The 20,290-nt window shown below is 40.0% G+C and carries 17 protein-coding genes and 1 pseudogene; 11 read left to right on the top strand and 7 right to left on the bottom strand.

What is annotated here, in order from left to right; genetic code table 11:
- Nucleotides 1-49: 49 nt before the first annotated feature.
- From GNT69_RS01960 to gudD, 6 genes are all read left to right on the top strand, one after another.
- Nucleotides 50-1,114 (top strand): tripartite tricarboxylate transporter substrate-binding protein, encoded by a 1,065-nt coding sequence (locus GNT69_RS01960; RefSeq protein WP_203553258.1) that lies wholly within the window; start codon nucleotides 50-52, stop codon nucleotides 1,112-1,114.
- Between the two features lie 98 nt (nucleotides 1,115-1,212).
- Nucleotides 1,213-1,620: a tripartite tricarboxylate transporter TctB family protein gene (locus GNT69_RS01955; RefSeq protein ID WP_203553257.1), complete on the top strand. Its 408-nt coding sequence runs from the start codon at nucleotides 1,213-1,215 to the stop codon at nucleotides 1,618-1,620.
- Nucleotides 1,621-1,636: 16 nt separating this feature from the next.
- On the top strand, nucleotides 1,637-3,136 hold the full coding sequence (locus GNT69_RS01950) for a tripartite tricarboxylate transporter permease (protein ID WP_203553256.1): 1,500 nt from the start codon (nucleotides 1,637-1,639) through the stop codon (nucleotides 3,134-3,136).
- Between the two features lie 25 nt (nucleotides 3,137-3,161).
- Complete coding sequence (gene dapA, locus GNT69_RS01945; RefSeq protein WP_203553255.1) at nucleotides 3,162-4,049, top strand: 4-hydroxy-tetrahydrodipicolinate synthase; 888 nt, start codon at nucleotides 3,162-3,164, stop codon at nucleotides 4,047-4,049.
- A 70-nt stretch (nucleotides 4,050-4,119) separates the two neighbouring features.
- Nucleotides 4,120-5,019, top strand: a complete 900-nt coding sequence (garR, locus tag GNT69_RS01940) for a 2-hydroxy-3-oxopropionate reductase (protein ID WP_203553254.1) — start codon at nucleotides 4,120-4,122, stop codon at nucleotides 5,017-5,019.
- A gap of 60 nt (nucleotides 5,020-5,079) precedes the next feature.
- On the top strand, nucleotides 5,080-6,432 hold the full coding sequence (gene gudD / locus GNT69_RS01935) for a glucarate dehydratase (RefSeq protein ID WP_239093988.1): 1,353 nt from the start codon (nucleotides 5,080-5,082) through the stop codon (nucleotides 6,430-6,432).
- A 607-nt stretch (nucleotides 6,433-7,039) separates the two neighbouring features.
- On the opposite strand, the gene GNT69_RS01930 is transcribed toward gudD, so the two are convergent.
- Entirely contained in the window at nucleotides 7,040-7,600 is a 561-nt protein-coding gene (locus GNT69_RS01930; protein WP_203553253.1) for a TetR/AcrR family transcriptional regulator, read from the bottom strand.
- Between the two features lie 136 nt (nucleotides 7,601-7,736).
- Between GNT69_RS01930 and GNT69_RS01925 the strand changes: the two genes are divergently transcribed.
- The gene (locus GNT69_RS01925; RefSeq protein WP_203553252.1) at nucleotides 7,737-9,803 is read left to right on the top strand and encodes an efflux RND transporter permease subunit; all 2,067 of its coding nucleotides are present in this window, start codon (nucleotides 7,737-7,739) and stop codon (nucleotides 9,801-9,803) included.
- A gap of 2 nt (nucleotides 9,804-9,805) precedes the next feature.
- Nucleotides 9,806-11,605, top strand: a complete 1,800-nt coding sequence (locus tag GNT69_RS01920) for a YhgE/Pip domain-containing protein (protein ID WP_239093987.1) — start codon at nucleotides 9,806-9,808, stop codon at nucleotides 11,603-11,605.
- A gap of 573 nt (nucleotides 11,606-12,178) precedes the next feature.
- On the opposite strand, the gene GNT69_RS01915 is transcribed toward GNT69_RS01920, so the two are convergent.
- Entirely contained in the window at nucleotides 12,179-12,832 is a 654-nt protein-coding gene (locus GNT69_RS01915) for a DsbA family oxidoreductase (RefSeq protein ID WP_343206458.1), read from the bottom strand.
- Nucleotides 12,833-13,111: 279 nt separating this feature from the next.
- Nucleotides 13,112-13,918: an STAS domain-containing protein gene (locus GNT69_RS01910; protein ID WP_203553250.1), complete on the bottom strand. Its 807-nt coding sequence runs from the start codon at nucleotides 13,916-13,918 to the stop codon at nucleotides 13,112-13,114.
- A 288-nt stretch (nucleotides 13,919-14,206) separates the two neighbouring features.
- On the opposite strand from GNT69_RS01910, the gene GNT69_RS01905 reads away from it, so the two are divergent.
- Entirely contained in the window at nucleotides 14,207-14,437 is a 231-nt protein-coding gene (locus tag GNT69_RS01905; RefSeq protein WP_203553249.1) for a hypothetical protein, read from the top strand.
- Between the two features lie 68 nt (nucleotides 14,438-14,505).
- Here the strand turns inward: GNT69_RS01905 and GNT69_RS01900 are convergent, their stop codons facing one another.
- The 4 genes and pseudogenes from GNT69_RS01900 to GNT69_RS01885 form a co-directional block, all read right to left on the bottom strand.
- On the bottom strand, nucleotides 14,506-14,916 hold the full coding sequence (locus tag GNT69_RS01900; RefSeq protein ID WP_203553248.1) for a disulfide oxidoreductase: 411 nt from the start codon (nucleotides 14,914-14,916) through the stop codon (nucleotides 14,506-14,508).
- Nucleotides 14,917-15,360, bottom strand: a pseudogene (locus tag GNT69_RS01895) (DsbA family protein); the annotation flags it as partial.
- Nucleotides 15,361-15,372: 12 nt separating this feature from the next.
- Nucleotides 15,373-15,588 (bottom strand): hypothetical protein, encoded by a 216-nt coding sequence (locus GNT69_RS01890; RefSeq protein ID WP_203553246.1) that lies wholly within the window; start codon nucleotides 15,586-15,588, stop codon nucleotides 15,373-15,375.
- 709 nt (nucleotides 15,589-16,297) lie between these two features.
- Nucleotides 16,298-16,804, bottom strand: a complete 507-nt coding sequence (locus GNT69_RS01885) for a CBO0543 family protein (protein ID WP_203553245.1) — start codon at nucleotides 16,802-16,804, stop codon at nucleotides 16,298-16,300.
- Nucleotides 16,805-17,049: 245 nt separating this feature from the next.
- On the opposite strand from GNT69_RS01885, the gene GNT69_RS01880 reads away from it, so the two are divergent.
- Complete coding sequence (locus tag GNT69_RS01880; RefSeq protein WP_203553244.1) at nucleotides 17,050-18,537, top strand: flotillin family protein; 1,488 nt, start codon at nucleotides 17,050-17,052, stop codon at nucleotides 18,535-18,537.
- 288 nt (nucleotides 18,538-18,825) lie between these two features.
- Nucleotides 18,826-20,223 (top strand): YjiH family protein, encoded by a 1,398-nt coding sequence (locus GNT69_RS01875; protein WP_203553243.1) that lies wholly within the window; start codon nucleotides 18,826-18,828, stop codon nucleotides 20,221-20,223.
- The last annotated feature ends 67 nt before the right edge of the window (nucleotides 20,224-20,290 follow it).

Here is a 20,290-nt window from a genome sequence, read left to right as displayed (position 1 = left end):
TTGTAAATAAAGTAACCGCTTACATTACTAATACCAGGAGGATACCAAAATGAAAAAACGATGGCCATTTATTGTGATTTTAATCTTGTCGATGGTTTTGGCTGCATGTGGAAGCAATTCTGGAACGACTTCAGCAGATGAAGATGAAGGTGAGAGCACAGCGATTGATGTGTCAAGGGTAAGGGTTTTAATTGGTTCAAGTTCTACAGCTGGTGACACGTATCAAAATGCTGATGCGATTACGAGATATGTTGAAAAAGAACTACAAACGAACGCAAAAGTAGATGCAGTTGGTGCGAACCGTGCATTTGATGAACTAGCAAAAGCAAAAAAGGATGGAAGTTCGGTAATGTTCTTCCATGATATGGCCTATTTAGGTGTAGAGTATGGTAGTTTCAATGATGCATATGCTCTTGAAAATTGGACAATTGGCCCAGTTGTTGCCTTGAATCCAGGAAATGCGTTCTTAGCAAAAGCCGATGCACCATTTAACACAATGGTCGAAGCGGTTGATTGGTTAGTAGCTAACCCTGATCAACAGCTAAAAGTTGCGATTGAAGCTGGCGGCGTATCACAGATTGGCTTTGACGCCTTTTACATTTGGGTTCAAGAAGAGTATGGGCAAGAAGTTGCTGACCGAGTGAAAGTGTATGTAACAGGTTCACAAAGCGATAAGGACCAAGCTCTATGGGATGGCAACGCCGATATTATCCATGGCTCTGTTTCTTCTAATGTTCAGTATACTGAAGACGGTGTTGATGACAAAATTAAAATGAAATTCGTTGGCATTACCTCTGAAGAAAGACTTGAAGGTTATAATATTCCAACCTTCGCAGAACAAGGCATTGTGATTGATGGCCAACCGTTTGCCTTCGATAAAGAATACTTCTTCTTATTGCCAAAAGATATTAGCGAAGACTTTGTTGACAAATTGGATCGTGCCGTTGCTAAAGTGGTTGAAAATCCAGATTATGCGCAAGATTTAGCTGTAAACGCATTCGTCGTGAACCATGTACCAATGGCTGATGCAGAAGCTCATTTAATCGCAAAAAGAGATTTCCTCAGCGAAATTATCGAAAAAGGTCCGAACTTAAACGATATAACAACGAACTAATTAATTGATTAATTACTAACTTGAAAAAAGCATTGCTGATTTCAAGTGATGCTTTTTCAAACCTCTAGTTCAAGTCTGAAGTGAGAGCAGGTGAGGGCATGTTTAATGATTTGTTTAAAATCAATCTGCAATATGATGAGTACCACGTCATTTTCCCGCGAATTATTTTAACGATACTGATTATCTTGTTATTGATGATGTTTGTTAAATTTTTGTACAAGTTTATTAAAGAAAAGAAACAAGTAAACTTCCGCTTTAAATTTTTCGGTGACAACTTTGATAAGTTTAAGTTTTTTGGAACCGCTGGACTATTAATTGTCTATGTCCTAATGTTGGAAATCATCGGCTTTATCATCTCCAGTATCGGTTTTATGTTCTTGTTGACAGTTTTACTGAGAGGCGACTTCAAACGAAATACACTCATGATTTCCGTCATTAATTCGGTTACAACATCTGTGATAGTTTGGTTTTTCTTCGGTTACTTGTTTGATATTACTCTACCGTAAAAGGCGGTGAATAATTATGGAAGTCTTAGGTGTTTTAACACCTTTATCGATCCTTCTATGTTTGCTAGGTGTGTTTATAGGGATTATTTTTGGCGCCATCCCTGGAATGACAGCAACAATGGCGATTGCCATCTTCCTCCCGATTACCTATGCCTTGGATTTAATTGATGCCCTCGGTTTGTTACTAGGTTTATATGTTGGCGGAATCAGTGGCGGACTAGTTCCAGCGATTCTCTTAAATATTCCGGGCACTCCTTCATCGATTTGCAGTACATTTGATGGTTATCCGATGACACGAAAAGGCCAAGGTGAAAGTGCCTTAAAGATTGGGATAACGGCTTCATTTGTTGGGGGAGCATTTAGCTTAGCTATACTTTATTTCTTTGCACCAATGCTTGCTTCGGTTGCGATTGATTTTTCCGCGGTTGAGAAATTTTTAATTATCTTATTTGCTTTAACGGTGATTGCGTCGTTATCAAGCGGTAGTTTACTTGGCGGAATTTTCAGCGGATTTCTTGGGGTATTTATTAGTTTGATAGGTTTCTTTGCAGACAATAATCAGCTGCGACTTGTGCCGTCATTTATGGAGAATCAATTATACTATGGATTTGCGTTACTTCCAGTGTTAATCGGATTGTTCGCGATTACGCAAATTCTCCAAGAAGCAGAAGGTGGGATGAATTCTTCCTTATCAAAATTTGAGTTTAGTAAAAAAGATCGATTCTCTTTCAAAATTTTTAAAGGGCAGATTACCAATTTGTTTCGCTCATCAGCAATCGGGACATTTGTTGGGACACTTCCAGGAGTAGGCGGTAGTGCCGCATCAATTTTGGCTTACTCGCAAACGAAGAACTTTTCTAAAAATCCTGAGAAATTAGGAGAAGGGGAGCCAGAAGGTGTCATTGCCAGTGAATCAGCAAATAATGGATTGACAGGTGGAGCGCTCGTTCCGTTACTTTCATTGGGAATTCCAGGCGACAGTACAACAGCTGTTCTTGTTGGCGCCTTACTATTACAAGGAATTCAAGTAGGTCCATTATTTATTACCTCTAACCCGGATTTATGGGGCGGAATCGTTTGGGCCTTGGTTGTCGCGAATATCGCGATGTTCATCATTATGTTCTTTGCGATTAAATATATGGCGAAGTTGGTTTATGTACCAAAGCAAATCATTTATCCAATCATTATTGTCATGTGTGTCGTTGGTGCGTATGCGATTAATAACGGTGTTCTCTTTGATGTTTGGACACTTGTCTTATTCGGGTTCCTCGGGTTTGTATTTACGAAAATTGGCATCCAAATTGCTCCATTCTTAATTGGCTTTATTTTAGGAAAAGATTTAGAGAAATACTTTATTGATTCACTGAAGGGAAGCGGCGGCGATTTAATGATTTTCTTTACGAAAGGTCCGATTGCCATCGTTCTTTGGCTGTTAATTCTAGGCTCGGTGATTTTCTCACTTGTGCAAAGTGCGAAGGCGAAGAAGAGAGAGGCAAATATAAAAACAGCAGCTTAATGGACAAAGGAAATGGAGGTTCAACATGTTTAAACCAAAAGGGATTATTCCTGCATTAGTGACGCCGATGGATCGAAGCGGAAATTTACTAGAAGACGGGCTTCGGCAAGTAATCGATTACACAATTGAAGGTGGAGTTCACGGTGTATTTGTTTTAGGAAGTACTGGGGAAATTTATGGATTAGATAAAAAGCAAAAACAGCGTGTCCTAGAAGTGACTGTTGATCATGTCGCGGGCCGTGTGCCAGTTTATGCTGGTGCGAGCGAAATTACGACGAAAGACTGCATTCAAACGGCACAATTAGCAGAAAGCGTCGGCGGAATTTCAGCTGTTTCTGTGTTAACACCGTATTTCATTACACCTAATCAACAAGAGTTGGCGGATCATTATCGAGCAATCGCTGCGTCAACCAAACTACCAATCATTTTATATGGCAATGATGAAAAAACAAATGTAAGTATTTCGCCTGATACGGCTGTTGAATTGGCGAATGTGGAGAACATTGTCGGCATCAAGGATAGCAGTGGCGATATGACAAAGCTAGGTGAGTATATTCGTAGAACGCGAGACAAAGAGTTCACAGTGTTAGTTGGCAGAGATACGATGATTTTCGCAAATCTTTGCTATGGAGGAGAAGGTGCGATTGCGAGCACAGCAAACGTTGCTCCGAAGATTGTCTCTGGCATTTATGATGCGTATGTCGCTGGTGAGTTTGAAAAAGCGCGAGAACTTCAATATAAATTAGCTCCGTTGCGTTTAGCCTTTGGTTTAGGTAGTTTCCCTGTTGTCATGAAGGAAGCTTTGAACCTATTAGGAATCAATGCAGGCGAGACATTAGGACCAATCAATGAAATGACTTCGCAAAATCGTGAAAAACTCATTCAAGTTTTGAAGCAAATGGAACTTATTTAAATTAGCGTGTAACGGTTTATGCGAGCAAATGTATAACCGTTAAATATAAATTTACGGGAGTGTTTTAATCATGAAAATCGGATTTATCGGACTAGGAATTATGGGAAAACCAATGAGCAAAAACTTAATCAAAGCAGGATATGAGTTAGTTGTTTTAGATCGCAATCAAACAGTCACTGACGAGTTAGTTGGTTTAGGGGCAGAATTAGCACAATCAGCGAAAGAAGTAGCGGAAAGATGTGATGTCGTTATCACGATGCTTCCTAACTCACCACATGTGAAAGAAGTAGCACTTGGTGAAAATGGCCTTGTCGAAGGCTTTGCACCAGGAAAAGTGTTGATTGATATGAGTTCAATTGCACCAGCAGCGTCACAGGAGATTGCCGCGGCATTAGCTGAAAAGGGTGTGGAAATGCTTGATGCACCTGTCAGTGGAGGAGAGCCAAAGGCAATCGATGGAACATTATCTGTCATGGTCGGAGGAACGAAAGAAATATTTGATAAGCATTATGATTTAATGAAAGCAATGGCAGGGTCTGTCGTATTCGTTGGGAAAATTGGTGCAGGGAATGTAACAAAACTAGCTAACCAAGTCATTGTTGCCTTAAATATTGCTGCGATGTCAGAAGCGCTTGTCTTGGCAGCGAAAGCAGGGGTTGAACCTGAATTGGTTTACGAAGCGATTCGTGGTGGATTAGCGGGAAGTACAGTACTAGAAGCAAAAGCGCCATTAGTGATGGATCGTCAATTCAAACCAGGATTCCGTATCGACTTACACATTAAAGATTTATTGAATGCACTCGAAACAGGTCATGATGTAAGTGCACCGCTACCACTAACGGCTTCTGTGTTAGAAATGATGCATGCGTTGAAGGCCGATGGTTTCCAATTTGAAGACCACTCGAGCTTAGTGAAGTATTATGAAAAGGTAGCAAATATTGAGGTTGCCAGAGAAAAAGTTCTTGTATAATTTTTCAGTTAAACGCCGCTGACTTACGGTGTACCGAAGCGAATAAGGAGAGAGCGAAATATGAACTTAACAATGACGAAAGTAACAACAACTCCGACAATCATCGAAATGTCTGTTGTTCCGGTAGCTGGCCATGATAGTATGCTGTTTAACTTAAGTGGAGCCCATGGTCCTTATTTTACAAGAAATATTGTGATTTTAAAGGATAGTACCGGGAATGTCGGTGTTGGAGAAGTTCCTGGTGGCGAAGGGATTCGCAGGACATTGGAAGATGCAAAACCTCTCGTGCTTGGCGCCTCGATTGGAAACTATCATTTTATTTTAAATAAAATGAGAAAAACGTTTTCGGATCGTGATGCAGGCGGCCGCGGCTTACAAACATTTGACTTAAGAATCACGATTCACGCGGTAACCGCAGTGGAGGCTGCCTTATTGGATTTGCTTGGCAAATACTTGAATGTTCCTGTGGCGGCCCTGCTTGGTGAAGGACAGCAGCGTGATAAAGTAAAAACTTTAGGATACTTGTTTTATATTGGTGATCGAAATAAAACGGATCTCCCATACTATAGCAACCCGAATTCGGATATTGAATGGTATCGCATTCGCCATGAAGAAGCCCTTACAGCTGATGCAGTCGTTAAACTGGCTGAAGCCTCTCAAGAGCTTTATGGATTTAAAGACTTTAAGTTAAAAGGCGGCGTCCTGGAAGGAAAAGAAGAAGTAAAAGCAATTCGCGCCTTGGCTGAAAGATTTCCAGATTCCCGAATTACTTTAGATCCGAATGGCGCTTGGTCACTAGAGGAAGCAGTTGAGCTTTGTAAAAATCTGCATGGTGTACTTGCCTATGCGGAGGATCCATGTGGAGCAGAAAATGGTTATTCTGGTCGTGAAGTGATGGCAGAATTCCGCAGAAGAACAGGCTTGCCGACAGCGACGAATATGATTGCGACCGATTGGAGGCAAATGGGTCATACGATTTCACTTCAATCCGTTGATATTCCGCTTGCGGATCCTCATTTCTGGACAATGCAGGGATCTGTGCGCGTGGCGCAAATGTGCCATGAGTGGGGCTTGACATGGGGATCCCATTCAAATAACCACTTTGATATTTCATTGGCGATGTTCACACATGTAGCAGCAGCAGCACCTGGGGAAATTACAGCAATCGACACCCATTGGATTTGGCAGGAAGGTATTGAGCGGTTAACGAAGGAACCAATGAAAATCGTTGATGGTCATATTGCCATTCCAGATAAACCAGGCTTAGGAATTGAAGTGGATATGGATCAAATCGCTAAAGCACATGAAGTTTATAACAATATGGGCTTAGGCTCCCGCGATGACTCTGTCGCAATGCAATACTATATCCCGAACTGGACTTTCAATAACAAAAAACCGTGCCTTGTTCGCTAACTTTTGAAAAATGCCCCCTTTTTGATAATGGGGGTATTTTTACGTTTAGAAAACAGGCTTGTGTGATCACCAATAACTTGATGAATAATGAGGACTTTTAATGCTAGTACTTGGAAAATAATGAGAGTTTATGAAAGATAATGCTGGTAACCGACTTTTTAATCCAAGTAGTAGGTATATATATTCCAAGTAGTGGGATTATATCGAGTTAAAATACCCTTTTAATCCAAGTACTAAGAATATATTTGCTCAATTAAGGTTGTTATGCCGAGTACTAGCATTATTTTTATGAGTTTATTGCGAGTACTCGAATTATATTTCCGCGAAAAATGGGCTTTATCCAAGTACTCGGAATAAAACGGCATGTATTTCTTGCTTTATCCAAGTACTCGGATTAAAAATCAGCAATGTATTTTGTACTTAATCCAAGTACTGGGAATAACACCGCAAGTGTAACGAACTTAATGCTAGTACTTGGAATAAAAATCTCAAGTGTAACGTGCTTAATACGAGTACTCGGATTAAAAATGAGCAAGGAATACGAACTTAATGCCAGTACTCGCAATAAATATCAAACGTCCATTTCTAATATACGCATCAATACACTTTACTGCATTGATGCGAGCCCCTTATTAATGAGGTTATTAATCATTTCAGCCATTTCCTTTGGTGATTTGCCCATGCCGGTTTGCAGCCAATGTTCTAATATGTGAATGCTGCCGCTTACGGCGAACAAACTGACATATTCGGAGATTTGGTGGTCATCGATTGGGTAGGTGGACAGCGAATGTTTCACCATAAAATCATGGGCAACTTTCATGATGCGCTTTTTGAACCCAGGTTCACTCAACAGCGTTTTACATACATCGCTGTTGGCCGCTATATACTCGATGATTTTTTCGGTCATTTCCAATGCTTCTTCTGCTTTGTTAGTGCTGTATTGCATCAATGTTTCGTTCATATCTTGGATCATTTCTGCTTCAATTTGCGAAAGAAGATCATATTGGTCTGAATAGTGGGCGTAAAAAGTCGAGCGATTAATATCAGCGAGTTCACATATTTCTTTCACGGTAATCGCAGAGATTGACTTTTCTTTTAATAATTGCATTAAACTTTCCTTTAAGACCATCCTAGTATATTGTTTCCGTCTGTCTATTTTTGAACCCAAACTAGAACACACCTTCCATATATCCAACATGAAAATACTATTATGTTGGATATTAAACATAATATAATAAACTGTTTGTTGATAAACCAACATGGTGTCTATTATAATTGTACAAGGAAATGGATGCAATAAGGAGATGGTTTTAATCGACTTCGCAGCACGAATATTAAAACATAAAAAATTCGTCGTTATTACTTTTATGACGGTTGCTATTATCTGTGCGATTGCACAGTTTTTTGTTTCAATAAATTACAATATGGTTGATTATTTGCCAGAGGATGCCCAGTCAACTGTAGCGATGGAGATCATGGAGCAAGAGTTTGATGGCGCTGTTCCGAATGCAAGGGTAATGGTCAACGACGTTTCAGTGCAGGAAGCGCTTCTGTTTAAAGGACAGTTGGCAAGCATTGATGGCGTCAGTGATGTGACATGGTTGGATGATGCCATCGATATAAAAACTCCACTTGAAATGGCCGATTCTGAAATAGTGGAATCGTATTATAAAGATGAAAAAGCGTTGTTTTCTTTTACCATCCGTGATGGCGACGAAGTTAGTATTACCGATGCTATTTATGAGCTCATTGGCGAAGACAATGCGATGTCAGGAGAGGCACTCGATACGGCTAATTCTCAGCAAATGGCTGGGAAAGAATCATTGTTTGCTGCGGCATTACTCGTGCCGATTATCATTATCATCTTAGTATTATCTACAAATTCATGGATAGAGCCGGTGTTTTTCCTGACTGCAATTGGCGTGTCCGTGTTAATCAATTTAGGGACGAATATTTTTATCGGCGAAATTTCGTTCGTTACCCAGTCGGTCGCCCCAATATTACAGCTGGCCGTTTCATTGGATTATGCGATTTTCTTGCTTCATAGCTTTTCAGGTTATCGCAAACAAACAAGTGATCCGGAAGAAGCAATGCAGCTTGCGATGAAAAAATCGTTTCCAGCGATTGCCGCGAGTGCAGCGACGACCTTTTTCGGTTTTATCGCGCTGACGTTTATGAAGTTTGAAATCGGCTCTGATTTAGGCTTAAATCTCGTCAAAGGAATTGTCTTAAGTTTTATTAGTGTCATGGTCTTTTTACCAGCGTTAACGCTTTTATTATATAAATGGATTGATAAAACCGAACATAAAACGCTCGTACCAAGCTTTAAGCAAATCGGCCGTCGTGTAGTGAAAATTCGCATCCCTAGTTTAGTAATCGTCTTCTTGCTCATTGTTCCGGCTTTTTTAGGCCAAAGCAAAACCGATTTTATCTATGGAATCGGTGAACAGCCAGAATCAACTCGCGAAGGAAGCGACCTCATTAAAATAGAAGAAACGTTCGGAACGCTTACACAGATGGTGTTGCTCGTTCCGAGAGGGGATGTTGTTAAGGAAGGGGCATTGGTACAGGAGCTGGAGAATCTTGACTCGGTAACAAGTGTGCTTTCCTACGTTAATGTAGTCAGCCCAGTTATTCCGCCGGACTATTTGGAGGCAGAGGTTACTAAGCCGTTTTATTCAGAGAATTACAGCCGGATTATCGTTCATACAAACACCGGGAACGAGGGGGATGAGGCGTTCTCATTAGTAGAAACGGTGCAAAAATTAGCAGCGACCTATTATGGAAATGATTTCTACTCGCTTGGGGAGAGCGTGACCTTGTATGATATTAAACAAACCGTTGAAAAAGATAATGTCATTGTGAATTTGCTAACTGTAATTGCTATTGCAGTGGTGCTGATTGTTACCTTTAAATCAATTTCGGTTCCAATCGTGCTGTTGTTGACGATTCAGGCAGCCGTGTGGATCAATCTAGCGGTTCCTTATTTTACCGATTCATCATTGGTTTTCGTCGGTTATTTAATTATTAGTACCGTCCAGCTCGCCGCGACGGTCGACTACGCGATTTTATTTACTGAAAGCTATAAGGAACATCGCAAGGAAATGTCCGCTTTAGCCGCAATTAAGAAAACAATTGATGAAAAGATTTTTTCGATTGCCGTGTCTGCGTCGATTTTATCAAGCGTTGGCTTTATATTATGGCTGACATCAACGAATCCGATCGTTTCATCTATCGGGCTGCTTTTAGGAAGAGGGGCGTTATTAGCCTTTATATTAGTTGTTTGTTTCCTTCCGGCGATGTTGCTCGTGTTTGATCGCTTCATAGAAAAAACGACTTGGAAAGCAAATTTTTATCGTAAGGAGAAATGAGGATGGGAAAAAGACGGATTTTTCTAGTGTTAATGGCGCTTATCCTTGTCTTGCCGTCGTTTCTTGTCAGTGCTGCTGCGAATGAGAACGAAAAGGCCGGGGAATTTATTGCCAAAGATGAGGTTGTCTATGCAACGCTTAGCGCCACCGGAGGGCAGCAAGAAATTTATGTAGTTAATATTTTTGATGTCGTTAAACCTGGGAAGATTACTGACTATGGTACGTACGAAACGGTCAAAAATTTAACGAATTTAGCAACCATTGAACAACAAGGTAATCGTGTCGACCTTTCCGCTGAAAAGGGTAAGTTTTACTATCAAGGGAATATGCGGGACGAACCATTGCCATGGAATTTTACCATTGATTATTTATTAGATGGCAAGAAACGTGCGCCAGAGGAGCTTGTCGGTCAAGATGGGCAGGTGAAAATCAACATTCATACGTCTGCGAATGAGCATGTTGATCTTGTTTTTTATGACCATTATTTACTGCAAATTACGCTTACAATTGACCCTGGGTTGTTTAGCAATATTGAAGCCGGTGATGGCATGGTGGTCAATGCAGGAAAAAACAAACAAATTACTTTTACTGTCATGCCTGAGCAAGACGGTGAGTTGAGTTTCGAGGCTGATGTCGTTGATTTTGAACTAGCAGCAATTGAAATTGCCGCGGTGCCATCATCGATGTCGATCGATGCCCCCGATACAGATGAGATGACAGGTGAAATGGAGTCATTAACAGATGCAATTCGTCAATTAAATGATGGTGTTGGTGAATTAAAGAATGGCGCTTCTCAGCTGAGTGATGGTGCTATTCGTCTCCGTGATGGGTCTGAACAATATCATAACGGCATGTCTAATCTAAAAGGTGCTTCGCCTGAACTTGTAAAGGGATCTGAGGCAATTAACGATGCGCTTACTAAAATTAGTAATAGTTTGCAAGTCGATGCGATTGATCTCGATCTCAGCGATTTTGCGGATTTGACTGATAGCTTAATGAATGGTGGCGATGGACTTCTTGATTTGGCAGATCGGATCTCGAGTATAAGAGAGCAGTATGCAACTGCATACGAACGCTTAGACAAGGCGCTAAAAGCTGTACCTGAAACGGGAATTTCAGAAGCAGATATTCAAAAGATTTATGATAGTGGTGCTGATGCAGCGATTCTTGACCAGTTACTTGAAACGTACACAGCGGCTCTCACTGCGAAAGAAGCTTTTCCTGATGTGAAAAAATCGTTTGAATCGATTGATCCACTGTTAGGTGAAATGAGTGGAACGGCTCGTGGAATCGGGGACAGATTGCTTCAGAGCGCGGAGGGAATTACTTCGGCTTTAGAAGAATTGGACCAATTCGATGGCCTTACGCAATTACAAGAGGGCATGGCTACATTGACAACGAATTACCGGGCGTTTCATGGCGGGTTGGTTGACTATACAAAGGGGGCTGGCCAGTTGTCTGATTCCTATAGTGAGTTGCATTCAGGATTGGTTAAATTCACCAATGGAACGGGTGAATTAGCAAAGGGAGTCGGAGAGCTTCATGCCGGGACGACCGAGCTTTATAACGCAACGAGTCGTCTGCCAGATCAAATCCAAGAGGAGATCAATCGAATGATCGCTGAGTATGATAAGTCTGATTTTGACGTCATCTCCTTCGTCTCTCCTGAAAATGAAAAACTGCATTCTGTGCAATTCGTGATCAAAACCGCAAGCCTTAAAAAAGATGTGAAAGAAACAAACGAACAACCTGTCAAAGAACAAAAAGGATTTTGGGCGAAGTTTTTCGATTTGTTTAGGTAGCCTCAATTCTGAATGTGTTTAAAAAGGCATTATGTCTTCTAGTATAATCGTTAAATATGTTGACCAAAAAGGACCCACAATCAAGGGGTCCTTTTTGTTTCAAGGCGTAGATGCTACCCGTTTTCGAACAATCGCGGCCAGTTGCATTCCGAGCACGAGCATCACCGTTGCTCTAACCGTTATTCCGACTTTCCTTCTTTAACACTTAACAATAATAGACGGATAAATTCCGCTTAATTAGTAAATTGCATTGAAAATAGGCACTAATAGACGGAGAGATTCCGTCTATTGATTCAAAAAGCATGAAAATGAGGGATTTTGCCTTGGATAAGCGGAAAACCTCCCCTTATATCCCCCGAAATGAGCTCCATTCTGCATTTAACCGGAAAATCTCCGCTTATTTTACTTTCGCTAGTTACTCAATTAAGGACAAGCCTTCTATTTAAGAGAGATGAGATAAAGAAGGCTTTTTGGACTTCATGAAGGAAGGAACCAGAATCGAGATATTTATACTTTTGGTTTGGATTTGGAAACAGTATGCCCTAGATTACTAAGTAACAAGGCGGTTTGAGCTTATTTTTTAGGGATCTCGCAGCCATCGTCATCACAAATCCCAGCGTCTTCGCTGTTGACTACAGTTATTTCGTCTTCAGCGATCACTTTTTGCAATGCTTGTACAAATGCTTCGGTTGGTTGCGCACCTGTTAGGGCATATTTTTTATTAATTAGGAAGAATGGCACACTTGAAATACCATATTGCTTGGCAGTTTGTTCGTCTGCACGAACTTCTTCCGTCATCTCGTCACTTGCGAGCATATTTGCGACCTCGTCACGATTGAGTCCAACTTCTACGGCTAGCTCTGTTAGAGTGTGATGGTCACCGATATGTTTCGATTCGGTAAAATAAGCCTGTAAAATTCTTTCTGTCATTTCTTTCATGACTCCATGCTTTTTCGCAAACATCGTTAAGCGATGAGCATCAAAGGTATTTGTTAAAATGAGTGTCTCCATTTGGTAGTCCAAGCCAACTTCTTTTGCCATATTCACGACGTTATCGACGTTTGCCTTCGCTTGCTCGATGCTCATTCCATACTTACTTGCTAATTTTTCATACATATTTTCTTGTACATCACGTTTATGCGTTGGGTCCAATTCGTAACAACGGTACGTTACCTCAATCGGATGGTCAATTTTCTTAAGAGCGTCCTCCAGACGCCTCTTGCCAATATAGCAAAATGGTCAAGCAAAATCTGTCCACATTTCAATATGCATGTTTTGTCCCTCCATTTCAAGATTCACTACATAGTATATCTGTTCCGGTTTGTTTTAACGATTATTTTGATTTGAATGCAACATATATGGTGTTTTCGTCCACTCTTGACTCTGTTTAAGTTGAAAAGGAAGAGGAGTAAATAAAATTTAATTTGTCATTGCCAGAGTTAAGTTCGAAAAAATACATTTGATCGATTGTGTTGATTTATCAAGGCTTAAGCAATGCAGGCTATGTTAGTTAATGCTTTCTAATGCTTCCTTAACAGTTATAAAAGTCTCAAATTCTGTATGATCAAACCCATTATCCACAGCGAGTTTTGCGATGTATGGGCGGATTCCCGTTGAAATGACATTAATCCCCATTACACGAAGGATACTCTCGAACTCATGAAGAAAGCGGATGGTTTCTGTATCGATTTTTAATAGGCCTGAAAAATCAACAATGACATGATCTAAATGAAGATCGGCGATTTTTGGAATCACTATATCCAATATGTAAGTTACCCGATGGGAGTTAATCATCCCAACGAGCGGAACGATGACAACTCCATCTTTAACAGGGACAAGCGGTGCAGATAACTGAGCTAGCTCCTGTTGAGCCTCTTCCTGACGCTCTTCCGATAGATGTTCAAATGCTAAAACTGTTTCATTTATGCTTATATCAAGTATTGAATTGATTTGTTTGATCATAAAAGCATTTTCTGTCAGCGACAGTTCAAACTCTTCGCTTATTTTTGTTACGATGTCGATTAAAAGTTCCCTCGTTGGTTGATAGCGGACAATGATCGATGAGATTTTCCCTTCTGACACGACCTGTTCCGAGTTCTTTTTACTCCATTCAATAAGTGAGGGTGGAATAATCTTCTGTTCACAATAAATGAGTGATTCTCCGAAAGATTCCATAAATTCAGTATAAAATGTCAACGCACGTGCTTTTTCCTGAGCTGAAATATTTAAGTTCATTCTCTGAATCACTGAATCTACAATTTCTTTGGCAAGCGATTCCGAATGAACGATAAAGTAATTAGAAACCTTTTCCATTGATTTTCGTTAAACCACCTTTATCACAATAATTATCATATTAAATAGTTATTATAACTTATTATTGCTTTTATCGACAAATAGGGCGGCTTGGGCAACCCTTTTGTTTTTCAAAAATAAAAATAGCCCTTTTTACATATGAAAACAGTTAAATTATTTTTTATGAAAATGCCCCCGTCAACGCATAGTCATTCATCAGAAATCTCTCATGAAATTCTCATTTTCTTCACCATCATTCCTCAGAAGGAAACGTGAAAATAGAAGTATCCAAAAGGGAAGGATACACAAATGTTGAAAGTGACCGTTCCGGAAAACTTAAACCATGAAAGCTTATTCGATGACATCCTTGAAAGCCATACAAACCATTATGCATTGCGTCAGGTGGAAACAACGAATCTCGGAACGATGATTCGTTACACCTTCGAAATAAGAAGTAAAAATGAAACAAAAGACAAAGACCTCCTCGATCTCATTCGCGAACGAAACGCCAACCTTCAGGTGAGTCTTTCATATATGTAGCACCTACGCTTCGGAAAACTTACTTCATTAAAAGAAAAGCCGCCCTCAATTTAAGGAGGGCGGGTAGTTTAGGTATTCTTTTTATTGAGCGAAAGCAAGATGGTTATTAGCATAAAGGCAACGAGCGAGAGAAACGGGATGGTGATAAATCCAGCCCAGTTAATATACTGCGTACTACAAGGAATGAGTGAACGGCAAGCGTCGCCAAAGAGACCGACTTTTTGCTCCAAATAGTGAACCGTTCCAATTAACGTCCCAAGCATCGACAGCGGCAGTATGTACGGAATGATGTTCCGATCGCCTTTTATCGCCGCTCTTCCTAAAAGAAACACAAGCGGATACATGAGGATTCGCTGATACCAGCACCATGAACAAGGAATGAATTTCATTCCTTCGCTAAAATAAAGACTTCCTCCGGTTGCGATTATGCTGACGATCCAAGCAAGGTATAGATTGTATTTTTTAAGAAAATCCCCCATTTACTCCTGCTCTCCACTAGCGATCTTATTTACGATTGTCTCAATGGCCCCGAGGTCAGAATGGTTGACCGCTTGGCCATTAATAACAAGATAAGGCGTACCCGTAACACCAAGTTCATCGCCTTTATTATAATCAGCCAACACATCGTCAATGTACATTTGTTCGATTTCTAGCATTTCCTGAATTTCTTCTGCAGTGACGCCATCGACATACTGAACTGCCAACTCAGAAATGCGCTGATTAGATAAAGTGGTTTGAATGTCATACAGGTCTTTCGTAAATTCCTGCCATTGATCCGGGTTCTCGCGGAAAACATACTCACTCGCCATCGCTGCATAGACTGAAGGAATTCCGATGACAGGATAGTTTACGAAAGTAAGATTTGCTTCCCCTGAATCTATGAATCTCGTTTTTAACTGAGGATACACTTCCTCTGCCCATGTTTTACAATGGGGTCATTGAAAATCTGAAAAAATCATCATTTCCACCGGTGCATTCTCATCACCAACGAGCGGTTGTTCAGACGGGTCATACACTTTATTTGTTGATACAGGTAAACTAGCAACTGTTCTCTCACTTTTATTTGAAAATGACCCCCAAATCCCAATTCCGATAAAAAATAAAATGACAACGATAAAAATTGTCGTAAGCCTATTTTCCTTTTTAAACATGTTCGCACCTCCATATTTGTCATTATTAATTTACATGAAAATGAAAGTAAAAAAAAGAAAAGAGTTTTAGTAAGAAAAAAGTGGTTGGACTAAGAGGGGGGCCATTTGAATAAGTTGCGATATAACTACGTAAAAACAAGGGTAAAGGCACAGCTGATTTTGTATGAAAGGTTCATTTATGAACATTTGGTTGAGGAGATTCGTAGGCTTTTTGAGAGATAATGCTGGTAACGCGTTTTTTAATCCAAGTACTCGTATTAAAAACCGGAAATTTCGTTGATATATTGCTAGTACTCGTAATAAAACGCTGTAAAATGAGGGTTTAATCCGAGTACTAGCATTAAAGTAAGGTCAGTAGGCCGATATAATCCCTGTACTAGCAAAAAAAAACGGCCCAAAATCGGTTTAATCCAAGTACTAGTAATAAACCAGGCTCAAAAACGTGGTTAATCCGAGTACTAGTAATAAAAATCAGCCAGTTTATGGCTAATCCAGGTTTTTAATCCAAGTACTAGCATAAAACAAGCTTAATAATCACGGTTAATCCAAGTACTAGCAATATTCCTTAGCGCCTATTTATGAACAATTCACGTTTTTAATCCGAGTACTAGATAAAAAACGGTCGTTAATGGTTTTAATCAACATTAATGTGACTAGGATTGTACAAAAGGACCCGGCAGTTCTTTTCCCCTAAAAGAAAAACAGACTTCTATTTCATATCACTTAATTTCACGTCAAAAATCATTAATAAGGAAAGGATAATCACTATCGATATCGCCCAAGCGATGATAGGCCTTCGATGATGAATAGGTAACATAATAAAAATGATCCCGGTAAAAATAATCGACCAGGGAAAATTCCAATCGTGATGATATGTAATAAATCCCAGTAAATAATTGACGTATTCAAAGATCAAGTAAATTCCCATCCATAGCCAGAACCATAAAAACCGTTTTGTCCAACCGCTCGGAAATTTTCCTAAATAAATCAAAACAGTGGCCGAGTACGAAACGACCATTGCTAAAAGGGTAATGGTTGTATGGTTCGGTAACAATAAATCATGGAAAACCCACATTGACTTGTTGTAAAGGAGAAAATTATATAATAAGTCACCGATGATAAAGAAAAGGATTGTCGGATAATATTGCTGCCAATTTCGCCAATCGCCCCATTTATATCCCGCTAGCGCATAGAGTGCATTAATGAATATATACATATAAACCACCTGAAGTAAGAATGTTATTATGTTTCCCGACTGGGTTCAAAATTATGAAGAATAACTTAAATAAATGTTTGCTTTAAGGTGAAAAGAAATAATGAAGGGTTTGTCTTAAGGTGGATGTAAGTCCCTGTTTTGGGATTTTATTGAAACCTTTTAAAATTTTGGACGTATAACAATATGTAGTCGTTACCTGACGGATGTTTGTGCATTTATATTTCATTTTAAAGGGGGATGAGAGTATGGCAACATTTATTGGTTTTCTCGTAATTTTTGTTCCAATTTTAATCATTGCCGCACTTATTGGGGTTGGTTACTTCTTTTGGGTCCGTATTCGATACCGAACAGCAAAATCGAATGAAGCGTTAATTATTACTGGGCCAAGATTAGGCGATCCTGAAAAAGAGAGTAATATTTTCACAGATTTAGAAGGACGTTCGATGAAAATTATCCGTGGCGGTGGGTATTTGCTTAAACGGTTCCAAACAGCAACGCCGGTTAATTTAACTTCCTTCCAGCTGAAGCTGTCAACACCAAGAGTATACACAAATGGTGGTGTACCGATTGTCGCAGATGCGGTGGCAATGGTTAAAGTAGCGGATACATTGAATGGGATTGCGAACTATGCGGAGCAATTTTTAGGGAAAAAGCAAGCAGAAATAGAAGAGGAAATCATAGAAGTGCTTGGCAGTAACTTGCGGGCAATTTTATCGAAAATGACGGTTGAGGATATTAATAGTAGCCGTGAAAAATTCAATCATGATGTATCCGACATCGCTCAAAAACAGCTCGATTTGATGGGCTTTAAAATCACAGCTTTAGGGTTGACTGATATACGCGATGCCGATGAAGAAAATGGCTATTTAGAAAACCTAGGCCGGCCACGAATTGCCGAAGTTCGGAAGCAAGCAGAAATAGCCGAAGCGGACAGTGAACGGGAAACGCGGATTCATCGGGCGAAAATGGATCAAGAGGCGAAAGAAGAGGAATATAAACGCCAAATTGCCATCGCAGAATCGCGAAAAGAGAAGGATTTAAACGACGCTGCGTTTAAAGAAGAAACAGAGCGTGCACGTGCGAAATCAGAACAATCGTATGAATTGGAAAAAGCAAAATTAGCAAAGGAAATTAAAGAAGAAGAGCTCATGTTGAAATTCCTAGAACGTGAACGTGCTGTTAAGCTTGAGGAAGAGGAAAATAAAGTGCGCAAAGCAAAAGCGGATGCTGACTATTATGAAACGACACGTCGTGCGGAAGCAGATGCACGTAAAGCAGAGATTGAAGGGGAGATGCTTGCGAAAATCCGTCGTGAAGAGGGTTCGGCCGAGGCGGATGTTATCCGTGAACGCGGGAAAGCCGAAGCAGAATCTCGTAAGTTATTAGCCGAGGCGATGGAAAAACATGGCGATGTAATTATTACTGAAAAACTAATTGAAATGCTTCCTGTCTTTGCGGAAAAGATTGCTCAGCCGCTGAACAACATTGAATCTGTAAAAATTATTGATTCTGGTAACGGTCAAGGAGTCCCTTCATTCGGAAAAAGCATTACAAAAACAATGGTTGAAATGCAAGAACCTTTAAAAGAAATGACAGGGATAGATGTTGCTCAGTTAGTAAAATCTTACGCCTCACGTGCGAATGCCCATTCACCAGTAATCAATGTTGGGCAACATCAACCGGCGATGAATGACCACCATCAGCAAATGCCCAAACACGAGGATCAAAATTAGACGGTCATTGCTGATAACAGAGACAATCATCAGGAAAAATAATTCAATAATCGATAATGCCACGCCCTCCGATTATAATGTGCGGACGTGGCCTTTTTATTTTTGTCTAGATAGAAATGGATGAATAATCCATTCCAATAAAAGATGAAGTTATTTTTGCTAAACAGCTTTAAATGTGCATTTTCATAAAATTAACCATTGAATCTTTATACATATGGTTGTATTATTAGTTTTGCTAATATAACAATTAACGAAGTTTATTCGGAGTCATCATGGGGGAACTAATAGATGGAAGCTAGACAGTTGAAAACGATAGAAAGTGTTGAAAGAGTTGAGGAGAAGAAATCCTATAGCACAAAACAAATTTTAAAATTTTTATTGCCTTCATTGCTAGGTTTGTTGATTTTTCTCGTACCTATTTCATATAACGGCAAAGTAACAATTGGTCTTGGAATATTAGCGGATGGATTGCAAGCGGCAATTTCCGGCTATATTCCGGCGATTATGACAGTCGTGATTTGTTTATCGGCGCTCGGAAGTGTCATCGTTAAAGTAGTGAATCTGCCGATTGTGAAGAATAATCGATTTTTAACCAATGTGTTTGATGTGAAATTACAATGGGTCGCTTTAAGGGTGGCTGGCGCATTTTTTGCCGTGTTTACATTATTTGAGATTGGCCCTAGTGCCATTTCTTCAGGATTCACTGGTGGGGTCGTTCTTTTCGATTTAGTTCCAGTGTTAATGGTTTGGTTTTTGTTTGCTAGTCTGTTAATGCCACTGCTGTTAAACTTTGGATTAATGGATTTTATCGGTACGATTTTACGGAAAGTTATGTATCCTATTTTTAAACTACCAGGGCGCTCGTCGATTGATGCGGTTGCTTCTTGGATGGGTGCAGGCCCTGTTGGTGTGTTAATCACAACGCAGCAGTATGAATCAGGTTATTATACGAAAAGGGAAGCGGCGGTTGTGGCAACGAATTTCTCGATTGCTTCCATTGCATTTAGCTTAGTGATTGCTAAATTTTTAAGCATTGATCATATGTTTATCCAATTTTATTTAACAGTAGTCGTTGCAGGGCTCATCGCAGCGGTGATTTGTCCACGAATTCCACCGCTTTCGCGGAAAAAAGAAACGTATTATGAGCCGGTTGGCAAACAAATTAGCGAAGATATTCCTGCTGGTGTATCGACCTTTAAATGGGGAATTCAAAAGGCAATTGAAACAGCAGACAAGGTGAAGAGTGGCCGTGAAGTCGTCGTTAAAGGAGTCCAAAATGTCGTTGAAATTTGGTTTGGTCTCATTCCACTTGTAATGGTGTTAGGGACGTTGGCACTTATTGTTGCTGAGTTTACACCGATCTTTACTTATTTATCTTATCCGCTTGTACCAATTTTAAATTTATTGCAAATTCCGGAAGCGAGCGCTGCAGCTCCAGCGATGATTGTTGGGTTTGCTGATATGTTCCTTCCAGCAGTAATTGGCAGCGGAATTGAATCCGAATTAACACGATTTGTCATTGGCGTAATGTCGCTTACGCAATTGGTTTATATGTCTGAAATCGGCGTGCTTTTATTAAAATCTAAGATTCCATTGAACCTTTTAGAACTGTTTATCATTTTCCTACAAAGGACATTGATTACTTTGCCGGTTGTAGCCTTAATGGCTCATCTGCTTTTCTTTTAATTCTATTATTATGGTAAAATACATTTCGATTAAGTATGCCTCCACGTTTCATGTGGAGGTATTCCTG

The sequence above is a fragment of the Bacillus sp. B15-48 genome (assembly GCF_016879755.1).
Classification (GTDB): domain Bacteria; phylum Bacillota; class Bacilli; order Bacillales; family Cytobacillaceae; genus Mesobacillus_B.
This window is presented reverse-complemented; position numbering and strand designations above follow the sequence as displayed.